At 39.0% G+C, this 18,355-nt stretch carries 15 protein-coding genes and 1 pseudogene; 10 read left to right on the top strand and 6 right to left on the bottom strand.

The window, feature by feature from the left end; translation table 11 throughout:
* Nucleotides 1–8: 8 nt before the first annotated feature.
* From rlmD to cysM, 3 genes are read right to left on the bottom strand one after another with little or no spacing between them, the layout of a single operon-like run.
* Nucleotides 9–1,400, bottom strand: coding sequence for a 23S rRNA (uracil(1939)-C(5))-methyltransferase RlmD (rlmD, locus tag WBW42_RS17710; protein WP_032057525.1), 1,392 nt, complete (start codon nucleotides 1,398–1,400; stop codon nucleotides 9–11).
* A 9-nt stretch (nucleotides 1,401–1,409) separates the two neighbouring features.
* Nucleotides 1,410–2,228 (bottom strand): 3'-5' exonuclease, encoded by an 819-nt coding sequence (locus tag WBW42_RS17705; protein WP_005066255.1) that lies wholly within the window; start codon nucleotides 2,226–2,228, stop codon nucleotides 1,410–1,412.
* Nucleotides 2,229–2,240: 12 nt separating this feature from the next.
* Nucleotides 2,241–3,173 (bottom strand): cysteine synthase CysM, encoded by a 933-nt coding sequence (cysM, locus tag WBW42_RS17700; RefSeq protein ID WP_002117176.1) that lies wholly within the window; start codon nucleotides 3,171–3,173, stop codon nucleotides 2,241–2,243.
* Between the two features lie 172 nt (nucleotides 3,174–3,345).
* Here cysM and WBW42_RS17695 point away from each other — a divergent pair, with 172 nt between their 5' ends.
* The 6 genes from WBW42_RS17695 to WBW42_RS17670 all read left to right on the top strand — a co-directional run bounded on the left by WBW42_RS17695 (nucleotide 3,346) and on the right by WBW42_RS17670 (nucleotide 10,236).
* On the top strand, nucleotides 3,346–6,153 hold the full coding sequence (locus WBW42_RS17695; RefSeq protein WP_032057527.1) for a GacS-like sensor histidine kinase: 2,808 nt from the start codon (nucleotides 3,346–3,348) through the stop codon (nucleotides 6,151–6,153).
* A gap of 94 nt (nucleotides 6,154–6,247) precedes the next feature.
* Nucleotides 6,248–7,036 (top strand): crotonase/enoyl-CoA hydratase family protein, encoded by a 789-nt coding sequence (locus tag WBW42_RS17690; protein ID WP_017482394.1) that lies wholly within the window; start codon nucleotides 6,248–6,250, stop codon nucleotides 7,034–7,036.
* Between the two features lie 12 nt (nucleotides 7,037–7,048).
* Nucleotides 7,049–7,918, top strand: a complete 870-nt coding sequence (locus WBW42_RS17685) for an NAD(P)-dependent oxidoreductase (protein ID WP_017482395.1) — start codon at nucleotides 7,049–7,051, stop codon at nucleotides 7,916–7,918.
* A 13-nt stretch (nucleotides 7,919–7,931) separates the two neighbouring features.
* Complete coding sequence (locus WBW42_RS17680; RefSeq protein ID WP_017387608.1) at nucleotides 7,932–8,726, top strand: hydroxypyruvate isomerase family protein; 795 nt, start codon at nucleotides 7,932–7,934, stop codon at nucleotides 8,724–8,726.
* A gap of 81 nt (nucleotides 8,727–8,807) precedes the next feature.
* A complete protein-coding gene (rsfS, locus tag WBW42_RS17675) occupies nucleotides 8,808–9,209 on the top strand; it encodes a ribosome silencing factor (protein ID WP_001047580.1) in 402 nt (133 codons plus the stop codon).
* Nucleotides 9,210–9,414: 205 nt separating this feature from the next.
* The gene (locus tag WBW42_RS17670) at nucleotides 9,415–10,236 is read left to right on the top strand and encodes an SDR family NAD(P)-dependent oxidoreductase (RefSeq protein ID WP_032057529.1); all 822 of its coding nucleotides are present in this window, start codon (nucleotides 9,415–9,417) and stop codon (nucleotides 10,234–10,236) included.
* A gap of 53 nt (nucleotides 10,237–10,289) precedes the next feature.
* Here WBW42_RS17670 and WBW42_RS17665 read toward each other — a convergent pair whose 3' ends face one another.
* The 3 genes from WBW42_RS17665 to WBW42_RS17655 are packed head-to-tail and all read right to left on the bottom strand — an operon-like array spanning nucleotide 10,290 to nucleotide 13,210.
* Nucleotides 10,290–11,744 (bottom strand): NAD(P)(+) transhydrogenase (Re/Si-specific) subunit beta, encoded by a 1,455-nt coding sequence (locus WBW42_RS17665; RefSeq protein WP_017387605.1) that lies wholly within the window; start codon nucleotides 11,742–11,744, stop codon nucleotides 10,290–10,292.
* Between the two features lie 12 nt (nucleotides 11,745–11,756).
* Nucleotides 11,757–12,071 carry a proton-translocating transhydrogenase family protein gene (locus WBW42_RS17660; RefSeq protein WP_000230434.1) on the bottom strand — a complete coding sequence of 105 codons (315 nt, stop codon included), beginning with the start codon at nucleotides 12,069–12,071 and terminating at the stop codon, nucleotides 11,757–11,759.
* 11 nt (nucleotides 12,072–12,082) lie between these two features.
* Nucleotides 12,083–13,210, bottom strand: a complete 1,128-nt coding sequence (locus WBW42_RS17655) for a Re/Si-specific NAD(P)(+) transhydrogenase subunit alpha (protein WP_032057532.1) — start codon at nucleotides 13,208–13,210, stop codon at nucleotides 12,083–12,085.
* A gap of 238 nt (nucleotides 13,211–13,448) precedes the next feature.
* Between WBW42_RS17655 and WBW42_RS17650 the strand changes: the two genes are divergently transcribed.
* The 4 genes and pseudogenes from WBW42_RS17650 to WBW42_RS17635 form a co-directional block, all read left to right on the top strand.
* Nucleotides 13,449–14,375 (top strand): DMT family transporter, encoded by a 927-nt coding sequence (locus tag WBW42_RS17650; protein ID WP_017387604.1) that lies wholly within the window; start codon nucleotides 13,449–13,451, stop codon nucleotides 14,373–14,375.
* A gap of 68 nt (nucleotides 14,376–14,443) precedes the next feature.
* Complete coding sequence (locus WBW42_RS17645) at nucleotides 14,444–14,854, top strand: RidA family protein (RefSeq protein ID WP_017482398.1); 411 nt, start codon at nucleotides 14,444–14,446, stop codon at nucleotides 14,852–14,854.
* 15 nt (nucleotides 14,855–14,869) lie between these two features.
* Nucleotides 14,870–16,060, top strand: a complete 1,191-nt coding sequence (locus WBW42_RS17640; RefSeq protein WP_017387602.1) for an MFS transporter — start codon at nucleotides 14,870–14,872, stop codon at nucleotides 16,058–16,060.
* 677 nt (nucleotides 16,061–16,737) lie between these two features.
* A pseudogene (locus tag WBW42_RS17635) lies at nucleotides 16,738–18,246 on the top strand (restriction endonuclease); the annotation flags it as partial.
* Nucleotides 18,247–18,355 lie beyond the last annotated feature (109 nt).

The raw sequence follows: 18,355 nt of genomic DNA, 5'->3' as shown, positions 1-18,355 counted from the left end.
TCATGTTTTTAATCGTTTATCTCTTGAATTTTTTCAAATAGTGCAATGGATTCAACATGTTCGGTATGCGTAAACATGTCCATCACTGCTGCTTTTTTTAACTGGTAACCATATTGGACCAAAACACCCGCATCCCTTGCCAGTGTAGCTGGATTACATGATACATAAACGATTCTTTTTGCTCCAAAATTTGATACATACTGCATAATTTCATATGCACCAGCACGAGGAGGATCAATCAATAATGCATCAAATCCTTGATTTGCCCAAGAATGATGCGAAAAATCTTTTGTTAAATCTTGTGAAAAGAAGGTTGCTTGCACCAAACTATTGCATCTCGCATTAGCTGTTGCTCGCTGCACCATTTCTTCACTCCCTTCAACACCGACAACCTGACCACTCTCACCAACACATCGTGCTAACGGGAGTGAGAAATTGCCCAAACCGCAAAATAGATCAAGTACCTTTTCACCTGGTTGCAACTGAAGCAATTCACATGCCAATTGAACCATCTGTTCATTTACTGTGGCATTGACCTGAGTAAAATCCAATGGCGAAAAAGCAAAATTTACATTAAACCTTTCTAAGGCATAATGTAAACGTAAAGCACCTTGTTCATCATCAATACGACGAATGCTTTCAGGACCTTTAGGTTGCAAATACAACTGCCACCCTTTGTGTAACGCAAATTGCTTTAATTGGTTGACATCAGAATTATTTAATTTTTCTACATGACGAACCAATAAAGAAATTTCATTATCACCTTTTGCTAATTCTACATGACCAATGTGCGCTTTGCCTTTTAGACTTTGGAGTAAAGTGCGTAACTCAGGCAGACTATTTGATAAGTTTTTATCCAAAACACTACAGCTATGGATCGAAGTTAAACGATTACTATGATGTTCGCGAAAACCCATGATTAAGCGATCTGGTTTTGGCAAATAGCGCACGCCTATTCGAGCACGACGACGATAATCACTTTGTAAAGATCGAATCGGTTCTAGCCACTGTTCAGGTTGAATACCTGCAAAATGCTGTAAATGTGACTGGAGTACATTTTGTTTTAAACGGATTTGTTCATCAGGATGAATATGCTGCATGCTACATCCACCACAGATACCATAATGAGGACAAATTGCCTCTATACGATGTGCTGAAGGTTCTCCTAACAACTGTAACATTTCAGCTTCTTCAAGACGCTTCGCTTGATGGGTAATCTGAGCCTTTACAGTTTCTCCTGGCAATGCATAACGAATAAAAACTTTTTTGCCATGCTTATCTGCAGGGTGCTCAGGATGAGAACCATAATGCGCAATTCCACGCCCCTCATGAGAAAGTGTTTCAACCTGAAAAATATATTCAGGCTGTTGAAGGTTGCGAGATTTGGCTTGTTGTTTCAAAGAATGAACCTAAAAATCTGAAGAATTAAAATAGTGAGAAGTAAATTCAGTATGTTTCGAAGTACGTTCCCATACTTCAAGGAAGTCGGCCTGCTGTGGCATAGTCTGTAAATATTCAATACTCGAACTGATCCAATGGTTATGCTCATCTGCATTTAATTGGCCTTTTAGTACTAACCAACGCAAATAAATAAACCATGTATTGAGCACATCCCCTTCACAATAGCTCGTCAATTTTAACCACTGTTGATTACGAACATATTCAGGCACATGATAACCCGACTCACCACGCTTACCCGGTAAACCTAAAATACAGGCAATATCATCAAGCTTTTGAAAATTACGACCATTAAACATTGCCATCACGTCCATTAAATCTATATGGCGATGGTGATAACGGTTTTGGTAATTATTAAAACGCTTCTGGCTATCAATCTCACCTTGATCAAACAGACCGGGTGCAGAGAGCCCATGATACATAGCGCGAAATAGGATAACTGGCAAATCAAATTGTGAACCATTCCAACTTACTAGAGTCGGATGGCGCTTATCAAAAATAGATAGAAATTTCTGTAAAATTTCGGCTTCAGAATATTGTTCTCGACTAAAAGAAAATAATCTAAAACCAGACTCATCGATCCATAGGCCAGAAATACAAACAATTTCATGTAAAGGCAAACGCTGAAAATCCATACCTGATTCTTGGCGACGGATTTTCGTCAATGCTTGCTCTACATCGGCCTCAGGTAAATCAAGATGATATAAATGCGCACCCGCTTTTAAATCAGTTAAAGTTTCAATATCAAAAACTAAGGTAGGGAAACGCATTATTTCTCTCAATTATGAGTTATCGTCCTGTACTGAAAACAGACCTGTAGACAAGTAGCGATCGCCACGGTCACAGATAATGCAAACAATAACAGCATCCGGATTTTCTTCTGCGATTTTGATTGATGCCCAAACTGCACCACCTGAAGATGTACCAGCACTAACACCTTCCATACGAGCTAATTTACGCATAGTTTTTTCAGCTTCAATTTGTGGAATATCGATAATACGATCAACACGGCTACTATCAAAAATAGTAGGCAAATATTCTTTTGGCCAACGGCGAATACCGGCAATACTTGATCCGTCTGCAGGCTGTAAACCAACAATTTGAATATCTGGGTTTTGTTCTTTTAAATATTTAGAAACACCCATAATGGTACCGGTTGTGCCCATTGAACTCACAAAATGGGTAATTTTACCGCCTGTTTGTTTCCAGATTTCAGGACCAGTCGTTAGATAATGAGCTTCAACATTATCAGGATTACCAAACTGATTTAAAACGTGCCCCTTACCCTCTTTTTCCATTTGTAAGGCTAAATCACGTGCACCTTCCATTCCTTGCTGTGGTGTCACTTCAATCAGCTCTGCGCCATAAGCCAACATTGCGTCTTTACGCTCTTGGCTCATATTGTTCGGCATAATAAGTTTCATTTTATAGCCGCGCATTGCCGCAACCATAGCCAAAGCAATACCTGTATTACCGCTGGTTGCTTCAATTAATGTATCACCCGGTTTAATTTGACCACGTTTTTCTGCCTGCATAATCATGTTATATGCAGGACGGTCTTTTACAGAACCTGCCGGATTATTACCTTCCAATTTTGCTAAAACTATCGCTTGCGTATGAGAAGCTAATCGCTGCAAACGAACTAGAGGCGTCTTACCTACATAGTGATCTAACAAAAATTCGTCGGCTAAAAAATCAGGTTGTGTATTACTCATGATCAACACCTATATCGAGGTGGGCCTATTGTATGAAAAAATGCTCGGTACTGCACCCATTTCAATATGCTTTTTCATGAAAGCGATTAAAGCTCGGTCATTTATAAAATGCCGTCTGTTTTAAAATAAAGCGTGATAAGATGCCCTACAGAGAGATAAATCTGATGTAGCCATGTCTAATTTCAATAAAACCTTATCGAAACGCTTACGTCTGAATCACGCATATGGGCAATTGATTGCTCTTATTTTTGTGCCCATTATGATTTTAACGTGTGTTGGTGCTTTTCTGGTTTTAACTGAAACCTCGCATTCAGTAAAACAACAACAGCTACATCATGCCTCAGCAATTTTAGCCCGCTATAATCAAATCGCACTAGATTTATACCACCTAGTTGAACTACAGCCCGATGAATATGACCATGCTCAGCACATCATGCAAAGCATGTTTAATGAAAAAAATCTAAAACGTGCTGCGTTAATTGATAGCAATGGTCAGACTTATTTAAGTATCGGTTATCGAGACAATCGTTATTGGCCAAACTTTACTGAAAAAAATAATTTTTTTGGTCCAATCTCTTATAACCACAACAATATTTATGGACAGCGGATTAGCGACACACCCGGAAAAGCACCTGTCTGGCTTGTGATTGAAATGGATAATCAGCCACTAGAATTGGCACGTTACCGTATTTTGATTGCCCTCGTCATTACTGGCTTAATGACCTTACTGTTACTTTTACTTTGCTTGAATTTTTATTCGCGTCGGTGGATTGCACCGATGTACGAAATTCGCATGCAGTTGCAACGTTTAAATGCAGACACGTTGGACCAGCATATGGTCATTAACAGTACGGGTGAATTGCGCTTATTACAGCGTGATATTGCAAACGTTGTTAAACGATTGCACTTTAGCTTTTTAGAGTTAAAAGAACACACCGAACAAACCGAAGAAGACTTACGCAGAACGCTAGATACCTTAGAAGTTCAAAACATTACCTATCGTCAAGCACGTGACCAAGCGATTTCTTCAAACCAAGCCAAATCGGTTTTTCTTGCCAATATTAGTCATGAGCTTCGAACGCCTTTAAACAGTATTGATGGCTTTATTCATTTATTACTTCGTCAACAAAACCTAAATAACGAACAAAATCTTTACCTGCAAACTATTCGCAAGTCATCAGCCCATTTATTGGCATTAATTAATGATGTATTAGATTTCTCAAAAATTGATGCTGGTAAATTAGAGCTCGAAACAGCGCCGTTTGATTTAGAAGAAGCCGTCTTTGACGTCATGGATATGCTGTCTCCACTGGCTGCCCAAAAGCATATCGCTATGGCTTTTTACTATGCCGACAATATTCCACAACAAGTGATTGGTGATGCTTTACGCTTCAAACAAATTCTGACTAACTTGATTTCGAATGCGATTAAATTCACTCCAGATGGCGAAATTATTGTTCGTGTTCGTATGGAACATGATGATATCGGACAATGCCTACTTCATTTTAGTGTTCAAGACAGTGGTATTGGTTTAAGCGGTACAGATCGTAAAAAATTATTTGAATCATTCTCGCAAGGTGATGCATCCGTTACACGTCAATTTGGCGGTACAGGTTTAGGTCTTGCGATCTCTAAACAGCTCGTTCATCTCATGCATGGCCAAATTGGCTTTGAGGACAATCAGGAACGTGCTCCAACAGAAAAAGGTTCAACCTTCTGGTTTACCGCACAATTTGTAGTAGATGAAGATTACGAGATTGAACACCCGCACTTTGAACATTTACAAGTGGTGTCTTATCTTGCCCACCCCGCTACAGCAAGTGTTTTACGTTATTACCTTGAGAACTATCATGTTCCTCACATCGAGACGCAATCGATTCTGGACTTGTTTAGCCGCTTAAAGCATCTTGATCAGAAAGATAATACATGGCTCATTGTTGACCATAGTGGTGATACTGAAGCGTTATTAAAAGAAATTCGTAGTCGTTATCAAGGTAATTTGGCAGTTTATGGCTATCAAATGACGCTTGAGCCAAACATGCTCACTGAATATCGTGCTCGTCCTCTCTATCAACCACTCAGCCGAAGCGGACTCATTCAATTATTAAATGATCAGCGTATTTTTGAAGAGGAACAACAAGACTTTAATGGTCAGGGTTTACACATTCTGGCAGTGGATGACCATTTACCTAACTTAATTGTTTTAGAAGCCCTACTGGGTGAACTTAACGTTAGAACAACTAAAGCAATCAGTGGTCAAGAAGCGCTTAATCTGATTCAAGAGCGAATCGATCAGAAACTCAAACCATTTGATTTAGTGTTTATGGATATTCAAATGCCTGTTATGTCAGGTATTGATACAACTCGCGCTATTCGTTCATTAGAGTCGACTTTAGATGGTGAAATGCAACTTCCAATTATTGCATTAACAGCCCATGCCCTTGCCGATGAAAAACAAAAACTTCTCAAAGTCGGCATGAATGACTATGTCACCAAGCCAATTCAAATGGAACAAATTATCCAGATTCTAACGCAATGGACTAAAAACAACTTTACAGCAAAAGCTCCAGATAAAGACCATCATGTCGTTGCAGAAGCATTAGACCCAGAAATTCTAAACTGGCAACAAAGCTTGCAGCTTGCAGCAAACAAAGAAGATCTTGCTCAAGATTTACTTAAAATGTTAGTTGATAGTTTCCCAACTGAGCTAGACGAAATGCAGCAGCTTATTGAGCTTGAAGACTTCCCTCAACTTGAGCATGTTTTACATCGTCTTTATGGCGCTACACGCTATGTAGGGACTCCAAAACTACAACAAGTGACCGGTGACTTTGAGCAATTTGTTTCAACACTACGCAAAGAACGCCGTATAGCCGATGAAAGCTTTATTGAAGAAGTTATGAGACGCTTTGATGAGTTAGGACTTGTTGTCAAAGAAGTAGAAAGTGCTGCTCATCAAATCTTAGTAATCCCTGACTAACAGACCGACTAAATAGGCATGACTGAGCTGTCATGTTTCCAAATTACAGCCATGTTATGCTCCGCTTATCGATAAAAAAATAAGCGGGAATTTCATGGCACTTTTACGTATTGAAAAGAATAATGGCATTGCAACAGTTTATCTAAACCGTCCTGATAAACGTAACGCCATGAGTTTTGCCCTTCTCAAAGAACTCGTTTCAACAGCAAAAGCCATTAAAAAAGATAGAGAGATCCGCTGTGTGATTTTGACAGGTGAAGCACAAGTTTTTAGTGCTGGAATTGATTTATCTGATCTGAATAATCCGAAAAATTCTGCCTTTGCCATTTGGGAGCTTGTGAAACCCGGACAAAGCCTATTCCAGAAAGCATTCCTGATTTGGCAAAATTTACCTGTACCTGTGATTGCAGCTCTTGAAGGATATTGTTTTGGTGCCGGAATGCAACTTGCCTTAGCAGCTGATATTCGCATTTCTCATCCAGACACTAAAATGTCGATTATGGAAAGCCGTTGGGGCTTAGTGCCAGACATGGGACTTACTCGTTCATTGAAGGGACTAATTGGCGTTGATCTTGCAAAAGAACTCACCTTAACCGCTCGTGTTTTCAATGGAAATTATGCAAAAGAAATTGGTCTTGTAACTCATTTAAGTGACTCTCCGCTAGAAAAAGCAAATGAAATTGCCACTGAAATGTTACAACGCTCACCCGATGCTCTCACTGCTGCAAAACGTGTACTTGATGCAATGGAACACCAACCAGAAAAATCATTACGTCTAGAAAAAATCTGGCAACTTAAATTATTACTTGGTAAAAATAGCAAACTTGCTCGTAAAAAAGACAAACATCCGGAAGTTAATTTTTTACCACGCCAATATAAATAAAGAGCTTAGATTATGAATTTTGATCGCAACACCCCTATTGCTTTTTTAGGTATAGGGCTTATGGGGAGCCGCATGGCAACCCGCCTTATTCAAGCTGGCTTTCAAGTTGCGGTTTGGAATCGAACCCCTTCTGCATGTGAAGAACTGATTGATATCGGCGCACAGCCTCTAGATCTTATAAATATTGGCGAATATCCTGTTATTTTAATCTGTCTAGCAGACGACAAAGCCGTAGAGGCAGTATTTGAAAAAATTCAGCCCAACTTAAAAGCTAAACAAGTTATTGTGGATTTCTCAAGCTTATCTGTTGCTGCAACAAAAACACTTGCTCAAGCAGCTTCCGCGCATGACGTTACATGGATTGATTCACCCGTATCAGGTGGAACAGCTGGTGCCGAACAAGGCACACTTGTTATTTTTGCAGGTGGTGATGCTCAAACCATTACAGAATTAACGCCTGTTTATAATGTCTTATCTCAACGTGTAACACGAATGGGAGACACAGGAACTGGCCAAGCCACCAAAATCTGCAATCAACTCATTGTTGCAGCCAACAGTGCTCTTATTGCAGAAGCTGTTGCTCTTGCAGACCGAGCTGGTGTAGATACGACTTTGCTCGCTCCAGCCTTAGCAGGTGGATTTGCAGATTCAAAACCTTTTCAAATTCTCACCCCACGTATGGCAACTCATACCTTTGAACCTGTTCAATGGAAAGTTCAAACATTATCAAAGGATCTTAACAACGCAGTAACATTGGCTAACAATGTTAATTTAGATATCCCAGTTGCACAAAAAGCTCTATTACAGCTACAAACTCACCAAAAAAATGGCTTTGCCGAGAAAGATTTAGCTACTATGATTCAATTAATAGAGCAAAAATAAACGGAGTTTGAGTATGGGTCGTCTTGCAATCAATTTATCCATGATTTTTACCGAAGTTCCTTTAATTGAACGCTTTGCTCTGGCCCATGCTCAGGGCTTTGAATATGTCGAAATTCAATTCCCTTATGAATTGTCTATTGCAGATATTCAAACTCAACTCGAACGCTATAACCTCAGCCTTTGTTTAATTAATGTGCCTGCAGGTGATCTTATGCAAGGCGGAAACGGTTTAGCAGGCATTCCCGGCCAAGAAACAGCATTCCATGAGGCATTAGAATTGGCTATTAGCTATGCCACGGCTTTAAACGTTCCTCGTGTTAATATTTTGGCGGGTAAGCAACCACTAGATGCTGACTTACTTCCTTGTTTAAAAACACTAGCAGCCAATTTAAAACTTGCCTGCAACTTACTCAGTGAACATGATATAGAACCCGTTTTTGAAATGATTAATGGCACGGATATGCCTCGCTTTTTGGTGCAGAACATTGCGCAGGGCCAAGAAATGCTAGAAGCAGTCAATCATCCTGCCCTCAAAATGCAATATGACTGCTATCACATGGCCATGATGGGGGAAGATGTACTTGAGGGTTTGCAAGAGAATATTAACTTAATTGGACATATTCAATTTGCAGACTGTCCGGGCCGCCATGAGCCTGATACAGCTCAAATTCCTTATGAACAAATTTTTTCTTGGTTAAAGCAAAGTTCATATCAGAACTATATTGCAGCGGAATATAAACCTGAAAATGGTTCAAATCAGTCGTTTACATGGAAGAAAAAATACTTTTCTGATGATGTAAATATATAAACTGTTACGACTTCTGTTTGAAATTTAGTGCGAAAACCACTATATTAGATAGTGAGTAATTGTCAGGAAAATATACCCTATATGAATTTAGAACCATCGCCCAGCGTGTCTAATTCTCACGATTTCGCAATGAACACCTCAAATAAAGACGTACAAGCTTGTCTCAAAGTCGTCCACGATGCTTTAGTTGATGTAAAAGCAAAAGATATTCTCCAGTTAGATGTTAGCTCAATTAGCAATGTCGCTGATGCTATTGTAATTGCAAGTGGTACTTCTACTCGCCATGTCAAAGCACTTGCTGACAATGTTGCAGAAGAAGCTCGAAAAGCCGGTTTCCGCCCGATTGGCGTTGAAGGTGAACGAGATGCAGAATGGATCTTAATTGATCTCGGCTTTGTTGTAGTACACGTAATGCTACCAACAGCTCGTAAATTCTATGATTTAGAAAGCTTATGGCGTACGGCTCCAGAGTCGGTTGCTTAAAATTTTGCTTTTAAAAAAAGCGGCTCTTTTGAGCTGCTTTTTTTATTTATCCACATCTATTTTAAGCACTTTCAAATACCATACCCTATCCCAAAACACCAATCATCACATATATCTAAATTTGACATGACAAATTGTCAAATTTACAGCACTATACAAATTCTTGAAGTCCCCACCAATAAATAGCATAACCAGAGTACAGAAAGTGAAGATATTAATTACAGGTGCTAATACGGGCATAGGTTTCGCCACAGCAGAACAACTCGTTAAACAAGGACAACATGTGATTTTGGCATGTCGAAATCCTCAAAAAGCGCAAGAGGCACAAAACAAACTAAGCTCACTTAACCAAGGACAAGTCGATGTCGTTTCTATCGACTTAAATAGTCTTGAATTAACTAGAAAAGCCGCCGATGAAATTGCTGATCGCTATGGCAACCTTGATGTACTTATTAATAATGCAGGTTTATTTGCCAAAACCAAACAGTTGACCAGTGAAGGCTTTGAGCAACAATTTGGGGTTAATTATTTAGGTCATTTTTTATTAACTCAAAAACTACTCCCAGTTTTACAACAATCTCCTAAAGCGCGCATTATCCATCTTGCATCTATTGCCCACTGGGTGGGCTCAATTAAACCCAACAAGTTTCGTGCAGAAGGTTTTTACAATCCCCTGTTCTATTATGGGCAATCGAAGCTTGCAAATTTATTATTTAGTAATGCATTAGCAGAACAGCTAGCTGGAAGTTCAATTACCAATAATGCATTACACCCGGGTGGTGTTGCTTCTGATATTTATCGCGACTTACCCAAACCTGTCTATGCGGCGATGAAATTAGGCCTAGTACCAACTTCAGTTCCAGCCAAACTCATTACAGAAATGGCAACTGGAGATGCATGGCAGAAGCGTAATGGTGAATATGTGAGTGCACATATGCCAGACTGGAAATCCTCACATGCTAAAAATCAGCAACTGGCACGTGACTTATATCAACAATCTATGGATCTTGTAGAAAAATTTCTTTAAAAATCAGCCCAAATAAAAAACCACCCGAAGGTGGTTTTTTATTTCAAAGCAAATTAGTGGCCTGTACCGTTAATTGCTTTTGTCATATCTTCAACAACTTTCTTAGCATCACCAAAGATCATCATTGTTTTTTCGTTATAGAACAAATCGTTGTCTAGACCAGCATAACCAGTTGCCATAGAACGCTTAATCACCATGATTGTACGCGCTTTATGAGCTTCAAGAATCGGCATACCATAAATCGGTGAGCTTGGGTCATCTTTTGCAGCTGGGTTTACAACGTCGTTTGCACCAATTACAAGTACTACATCTGTTGCAGGGAAGTCTGAGTTGATCTCATCCATTTCCAAAATGTCTTCATATGCTACGTCTGCTTCAGCAAGTAGTACGTTCATATGACCAGGCATACGACCTGCAACCGGATGAATTGCAAAACGAACGCGAACACCTTGCTCTTTCAAAAGTTCACACAACTCTTTTACAGCATTTTGTGCACGACCTTGCGCCATACCATAACCAGGTACAATCACAACGCTGTCCGCATTTGACATTAAGAAGCCAGCATCATCAGCAGAACCTGAACGGTAGTTACGTTGAACTTGTTCACCTTTATCTGCAGATGCAACTGCTGCACCACCCATTGCTCCACCAAACAATACATTGATGATCGAACGGTTCATTGCTTTACACATGATGTACGACAGAATCGCACCAGATGAACCTACAAGCGAACCTGCAACGATCAACATGTTGTTTTCAAGAGTAAAACCAATACCTGCCGCTGCCCAACCAGAGAATGAGTTAAGAAGCGATACCACTACAGGCATATCACCACCACCCACCGGTGCAATCCAAACCCAACCAAATGCAAGTGCAAGTGCTGTCATTGCCCAGAAAGCAGTCATGTTGCCAGTTGTAAAGAAGTAGAAACCACAAGCCAACATCGCAACAAAGATAAGTGCTTGAACAGGTTTAACCCATGCACCAGAAATTGTTTTAGCCCATTTTTTCGCAGCCAATTTACCGTAGGCAAACACAGATGCGGTAAAGGTAATCGCACCAACGAAACAACCAACAAACAATTCAAATAAATGAACCTTACTCATGTGTGCATGCTGCACGCCAGCTGCTGTTAAAGCCGCCTCATTTTGAGCGAATAGTTCAGTAAGTTGGTTGTTATGTAAAATTGCAGCAATCGCAATGAGAACAGCAGCCAAACCCACTAATGAGTGCATAAGCGCAACAGTTTCTGGCATTTGCGTCATTGGCACTGTACGTGCACGCGCAATACCCACGATTGCACCTAACACCATTGCCCCAACGATCATCCAGATGACTGGGTTATTCGCAACAAAGAAGGTTGTTACAACCGCAATCGCCATTGCGATCATACCGTAACGGTTACCTTGAATTGCTGTTTTAGGGCCAGATAAGCCACGAAGCGTCAAGATAAAGAGGATTGCGCCAACAAGGTACAACCAGTTTGCATTTGCTTGAATAAATTCCATGTCAAAGCCCTCTTATTTCTTTTGCTTAGGCTTGAACATTTCCAGCATGCGTGCAGTTACTGCAAAGCCACCGAAAATATTAATGCTTGCCAAAAATACTGCAATCGCACCGAGTACGCTCACCACATTCACACTTTGAAATGCAACGTTAGCATCTACACCTAAAACTGGCAGACCTACAGTTTGCAACATCGCACCTACCACAATAATAGATGACAAAGCATTAGTTACCGCCATAAGTGGTGTATGCAAAGCTGGCGTAACACCCCAAACCACGTAATAACCTACGAAGATGGCAAGGACGAAAATTGTAATAGTTTCAACCATGAGAAATCTCCTTAACCACGCTTAAGCAGTACTTGACCGCCATGAGTGACCAATAGGGCTTTTTGGATTTCGTCTTCCTGATTAATCACAAAGTTTTTCTCTTTGTCGAATAAGGTCTCTACGAAATTAAAAACGTTACGCGCATACAATGCAGAAGCTTCTGTTGCTACAGTTGCCGGAATATTTGGAATACCCAAAATTTTCACGCCATTTTCTGTAAACACAGTCTCACCAACTTTAGAGCCTTCAACGTTACCACCAGTTTCAACAGCCATATCTAAAATGACAGAGCCCGGTTTCATCTTGGCAACAGTTTCAGCTTTAATCAGACGCGGCGCATCACGACCTGGTAACAATGCAGTAGTAATCACGATATCAGCATTAGAAACAGCTTTATCTACAATCGCAGCTTGGTCTTTGATGTATTGCTCACCCGGCATCCATCCATAACCATTTTTAGCGGCATCTGCTGCACGTTGTTGCTCTTCTTCAGACATTGGGACGTCTAACCACTTACCACCTAAAGACTCAACTTGATCTTTAGCTGTAGGACGTAAGTCTGTCGCTTCAACAATTGCACCTAAACGTTTTGCAGTTGCAATCGCCTGTAGACCAGCAACCCCAACCCCCATGATCACAACACGCGCAGGCTTTACAGTACCCGCAGCAGTCATAAGCATTGGGAACATGCGTTGATATTCAGCAGCAGCAAGTAAAACTGACTTATAACCAGCTAAGTTTGCTTGAGAAGACAACACATCCATGTTTTGTGCACGAGAAAGCGTACGAGGAAGCAGTTCTAAAGCAAAAGCAGACACTTGTTGATTCGCAAACTGATCTAGCTCGGTATTACGATAAGGATCAAACATTGCTACAACAGCAGTATTTGCTGCAAGTTTCTGAATTTCCCCGCCCTGTGGTGCGCGAACTTTCAAAATAATTTGACTACCCGTATAGGCATCATCCGTAATGGTTGCACCGACCTGTTCATAAGCACTGTCAATGTACGCAGCCTTTACACCAGCACCACGTTCAATCACAACGCTATGACCAGCGCTAATCAACTTCTTTACTGTCTCTGGCGTAGCAGCTACACGATTTTCACCGACGACAGTTTCGGTTGGGATTCCGATCTGCATGAGCGTTCCTCAAGCTAATTTCTCATTGTCAAAAACATTGCAAGCTGCAATGTTTCCCCCATGTGTATTCTTTGTACAGAATTTGGATTCTAATTGAACTTTTTTAAAATACCACCCACTATTTATTTAATAAATACCCATATTTTGAACTGATGATTCACGATATTAGTTTAGAGGTGTAACATAGGAAGATTTTTCTTTTTTTGCAGACAATAGTCTCTCTTATACAGTCCTGTATATGAAAATTTCTTTATCTTCGTTTCAAATCGGGTCTTTTTTTGCTCTTTGCTCTGCGTTTCTATTCAGTACAAAAGCAATCTTTATTAAACAGACTTATGCCCTTTCTCCATTAGTAGACGGTACGGTCCTGATGGCTTTACGCATGTTAAGCGCTTTACCGTTCTTTCTATTAATTTGCTGGTTTAACAGGCATCATAATCAGGGCATAAAAAAGAAGGATTGGCTAATTTTAATTTTTGCTGGTCTATTAGGCTACTACTTTGCAAGTTGGCTCGATTTCATGGGCCTTATGTTTATTAGTGCCTCTTTAGAACGAATTATTCTATTTTTATATCCCACGCTTACAGTCATCGTATCAAGCTTACTCTACAAACAAAAATTAGATGTAAAAAGTTTCTTTGCCATTTTTCTTAGTTATGGTGGAACCGTGCTGGTTATGCTTCAGGAGCACAACAACGCACCAATTCAGGGCAACTTCTGGTTAGGGACAAGTTTCGTATTTGCAAGTGCCGTGGCTTTCGCTGGCTATTTGTTGCTGACGCCACCTCTCATTAAGAAATTTGGCTCTTGGAATTTCACAGGGTTAGCCTTAACCGTGGCCTGTATCGGCACATTAACTCATTACGCATTAAGCACACCTCATCCAATTCAACTCCTATTACAACTCCCTTCTAGTGTAATTTGGTATGGCATTGGCTTAGGCTTTTTAGTTACCGTGTTACCTACCGTTATGCTCATGCAAAGTATTGAACGATTAGGTGCCTCTCAATCTGCAATGATTGCTTCAATTGGACCAGTTTTAACGATTTTGCTTGCCGTTGCTTTTTTAAATGAACATCTCAATATGTGGCAATGGGTCGGCTGCCTTCTTAATATTGTCGGCGTCATGATGATTACACTTAGAAAGAAAAGACTAAAACATTAAATTCTCTTGACCTCAACTTAAGTTGAGGTTGGATACTCATCTAAATTTTAATAAACGGTTGAGTTCCAATGAGTCAAGAAATTTTTAAAATCATAAATCCATCAACTTTATATGACCCAACGCCAAACGCTTATAGTCATGTTGCTGTAGTGGAAAGCTTTAAGAATATTATTCATGTAGCAGGTCAAGGAGGCGAAAATTCCCAAGGTGAATTAAGCCCAAGTTTTGAAGAACAAGCGAATCAAGTTTTTGATAATATTCAACATGCTTTAAAAGCGGCCAATGCAGAGCTTAGCAATATTGCTGTATTGAGAGTTTTAGTTGTTGACCACTCGGTCGAAAAACATCAAATTCTGATTAAAATTATGCAAAATTTATGGAAAAATCATCCTTTTCCTGCCTGTACACTTATTCCTGTGCCGCGCCTTGCACTAGAACACATGCTTATTGAAGTTGAAGCAACGGCATACACCCAATAAAACTGAGAGAACGTCATGTCTACCCCTGAAGATATCAGTCAAAATAAACCTTTGCTTTGGTTGATGGCAGCAGCATGCGGTTTATGTGCAGGTGTGAATTATTATTGTCAGCCTCTAATTCACTCTATTCAGCAAGAGTTTGCTGTAACTCAAGCACAAGCCGCTTTAACAGTGACATTTGCTCAGGTGTCTTATGCCCTCGGTTTACTCTTTATTGTCCCATTGGGTGATATTGTCAATAAAGCCAAAGCTATTCCGTTTTTGATGGTACTTTGCGCAGTTGGTCTATTTACATCTGCTTTTGCCGTAAACTTACCCATGTTGTGGATTGGTACAATTTTAGCGGGATTGTTTTCTGTTGCTGCCCAAGTCCTCATCCCACTTGCCACAATGACCGTAAAACCCGAAAAAACTGGCGAGATCATTGGTTTTTTAATGAGTGGCTTATTGGTCGGGATTTTACTCTCTACCAGTCTAGCTGGCTTATTTTCCAACCTTTTTCACTGGAAAGTAGTGTATGTCGTCAGCGGCGTATTAATGCTTCTGTTGGCATTTACTTTAAAAAGCCGCTTGCCTTATGTCTTGCGTATGAAAATGAACTATGGACAAATATTTGTTTCCATGGCTCAACTCTTAAAAGAGGAAAAGCGACTATTATTAAGAGCGCTTACAGGTGCTTTCGCCTTTGCCGCAGTAAGTATTTTGTATTCCACCATCGCCTTACTTTTGACTTCGGCACACCATTTGCCCGATCTATTTATCGGACTAGTCCCACTAGTCGGTATCTTTGGGGCATTATCAACACGCTATATTGGTAAATATGCCGACCAAGGCTACACAAGGTTACTTACGTGGATGGGTTGTGGACTGTTTTTGGTGAGCTGGCTTTGTTTCTATTTCGGACAAACCCTCCTTTCTAGTTATGTTATTGGCTTTGCTTTAATTCAATTAGCACTCGCGCTCGTTCATACCAGCAACCAGAGCATTATTTTCCGTTTACGTCCAGATGCTAAATCTCGTATTAATGCCATCTATATGACAACTTATTTTATTGGAGGAGCTGGTGGCTCTGCCTTAGGGATTTTTGCTTGGAATCATGGCGGGTGGACTATGACATGTGTTGCAGGTGTAGCTCTTGTTCTGCTTTGTATTTTATTTAGTGTCATTGATGCTTTCTTACAAAAAAAGCAGCTCGCTCACTCATAAAGTAAATTGTTATAAATCATCTCCCTATATTCAACATAAGGGTGGTTATAAATTACTCGGTTAAATGCCACTGTCGATTCAAGGCTAAACCCCGTATAATGCTGCCCTTTCATTAATTTAGCGACTTTTGGGTCTATTGGCTATGCAATCACTTCAATCGTTACAACCTCGTATTTCTGTCGCACCTATGATGGATTGGACACACAATTAAAATATTTTCAAAATTATCATTATCTTAAATAATTTTTAGGATTCCATGGTGTAAATTAGGTGTAAATTTCAACTTAACTAAAAAAATATTTGATTCAATTATAACTATCTATCTCAGAAACGAGTGAAGATTCCTACGAATACTCGCTAAACCTATGTGATTGCATATCTATATAAGAATAAATCTTTAAGACTAATATTAGATTTAAGGACCAAGCAATCCTACTACAATATATTAGATACCAACACACCTCGAAGTAGCCACAGTGAAAAAAGCAAAAAAATATATGCAACCTTTTGTTTTTTTTAAAAATTTAATTAAAATTACTTAGATAATAAACTTTTTAAATATCTCATAATCTAACCATAACCTACAAAGAAATTTATTAATTTTAAAGTATTTAAGAGTAGTAAAAGTTTTGATAAGGTTATGACAGCAGAAAATAATTAAATCTTGAGTATTTCTAATGAATATTGAAATTTGTACTCCTAACTCCGCTACAACTAAAGATAAGGGTGATTTACTAGAAAAACTGTGTAAAAAAATGCTTGAAGCACAAAATTATCTAGTGACAGAGGAAGTGCGAAAGACTGGCAGTGAATTAGATTTATTATGTGAACACAAAGTTTCTGGGAAAAAAATTTATGTTGAGTGTAAAGCATATAGAGATAAAAAAATTGATGCGCCAATCATAAGACAATTATTTGGTACAATTGTATTTGAGAACTATAGTGAAGGCTGGTTAATAGGTACTTCAGAATTTAGTAAAGATGCGAAAGGATTTTGTGAGGAGCTACCTAGTCGACCACTTGGTGATCGTATAGTAGTCTATTCATCAACAGATATTGTTGAATCACTACAAGCATCTAAAATTATTAGCTCAATACCTCGTGAACATCTAGAACAACACCTTGATATAAACAGCATTGGTGAATGGTTTTTATTAATTACAACTTTTGGAAATTTTTGGGTAAGTACAATATTAAGTGCAGGCATTCCAACAAATGCTGTATGTTATTATGCAAAAACAGGTGTCTTAGTTGAAGATCAAGAACTACTAGATAACATTGCCTCTACAGATAGTAGTCTTTCTAAGTTAGATTTTTCTAAAATTATAAATACAAAAAAAGAGATGAAACCTTTATTTGACTCTCAAATTGAAGTTGTAGAAGTTCAAAGAGGCGAAGATTGGAATGACTATCGACCTGCACGTCCACAGGATTTCGTAGGAAGAACTAAGGATATTCAAGAGATTTTTGATTTTTTTAAGAAGATTAGAACAAATGAAATAAATACTAGGATTTTTGCTATTACTGGTAATTCTGGATTAGGCAAGAGTTCTTTGATTATTACTCTTTCTGAAAAAGCTAAAAATCGTCATCAAAAACAAAAATTATTTCTTTACGCTATTGATGTTCGTGCGGCTAAATCACCAGAATATATTTACTCCGCATTGTTAAAAACTTTACAAGAGGCCCAAATAAAAGGTTTTGGTGATCCAACTATTAAATTACAAATAACTAACGTAAACCATCCTTTAGAGTCTGAATCTATAGCTAAATACTTGAATAGCCTTGAAAGGTCAAAGCAATTAGTAGTATTAGTTTTTGACCAATTTGAAGAGTTGTTTAGTAAACCAGAGTTATTCGAACTATTTAATAATGCAACGAACATTCTATTAGATGCGGCTAGTTTAAAAACAAATTTATGCATAGGTTTTGCATGGAAGACTGATAGTACAACCCACTCGGAACATCCTGCTTATTTCTTCTGGCATCGTTTGTCAGATTATCGAATTGTAAGAAAATTAAATCCATTTTCTGTTAGAGAATCTAATGCGGTCATAAATAAGTTTGAGGAAGCAATTGGAGAAAAAGTTCATAGCGACTTAAGACATAACTTAATTGTAAGTAGTCAGGGTTATCCATGGTTGTTAAAGAAACTATGCATTCATTTACATGAAAAAATATTGTCTGAATAGCCACCGATTTTGTAGACACCTTTTAGTTAGATAAAATGGCTAATTAACGAGGTGCTTATGAGCAGTAAACGATACCCTGAAGAATTCAAAATTGAAGCAGTAA

This window comes from Acinetobacter sp. LT1 (assembly GCF_059800965.1).
This window is presented reverse-complemented; position numbering and strand designations above follow the sequence as displayed.

Bases quoted from the DNA above. Each gene is read 5' to 3' on its own strand.
- WBW42_RS17650 (WP_017387604.1), top strand. From the start codon at position 13,449: ATGAAAATTTCTTTATCTTCGTTTCAAATCGGGTCTTTTTTTGCTCTT.
- rsfS (WP_001047580.1), top strand. From the start codon at position 8,808: ATGAATTTAGAACCATCGCCCAGCGTGTCTAATTCTCACGATTTCGCA.
- WBW42_RS17705 (WP_005066255.1), bottom strand. From the start codon at position 2,228: ATGCGTTTCCCTACCTTAGTTTTTGATATTGAAACTTTAACTGATTTA.
- cysM (WP_002117176.1), bottom strand. From the start codon at position 3,173: ATGAGTAATACACAACCTGATTTTTTAGCCGACGAATTTTTGTTAGAT.
- WBW42_RS17640 (WP_017387602.1), top strand. From the start codon at position 14,870: ATGTCTACCCCTGAAGATATCAGTCAAAATAAACCTTTGCTTTGGTTG.
- WBW42_RS17665 (WP_017387605.1), bottom strand. From the start codon at position 11,744: ATGGAATTTATTCAAGCAAATGCAAACTGGTTGTACCTTGTTGGCGCA.
- WBW42_RS17695 (WP_032057527.1), top strand. From the start codon at position 3,346: ATGTCTAATTTCAATAAAACCTTATCGAAACGCTTACGTCTGAATCAC.
- WBW42_RS17655 (WP_032057532.1), bottom strand. From the start codon at position 13,210: ATGCAGATCGGAATCCCAACCGAAACTGTCGTCGGTGAAAATCGTGTA.
- WBW42_RS17685 (WP_017482395.1), top strand. From the start codon at position 7,049: ATGAATTTTGATCGCAACACCCCTATTGCTTTTTTAGGTATAGGGCTT.
- WBW42_RS17660 (WP_000230434.1), bottom strand. From the start codon at position 12,071: ATGGTTGAAACTATTACAATTTTCGTCCTTGCCATCTTCGTAGGTTAT.
- WBW42_RS17645 (WP_017482398.1), top strand. From the start codon at position 14,444: ATGAGTCAAGAAATTTTTAAAATCATAAATCCATCAACTTTATATGAC.
- WBW42_RS17690 (WP_017482394.1), top strand. From the start codon at position 6,248: ATGGCACTTTTACGTATTGAAAAGAATAATGGCATTGCAACAGTTTAT.
- WBW42_RS17680 (WP_017387608.1), top strand. From the start codon at position 7,932: ATGGGTCGTCTTGCAATCAATTTATCCATGATTTTTACCGAAGTTCCT.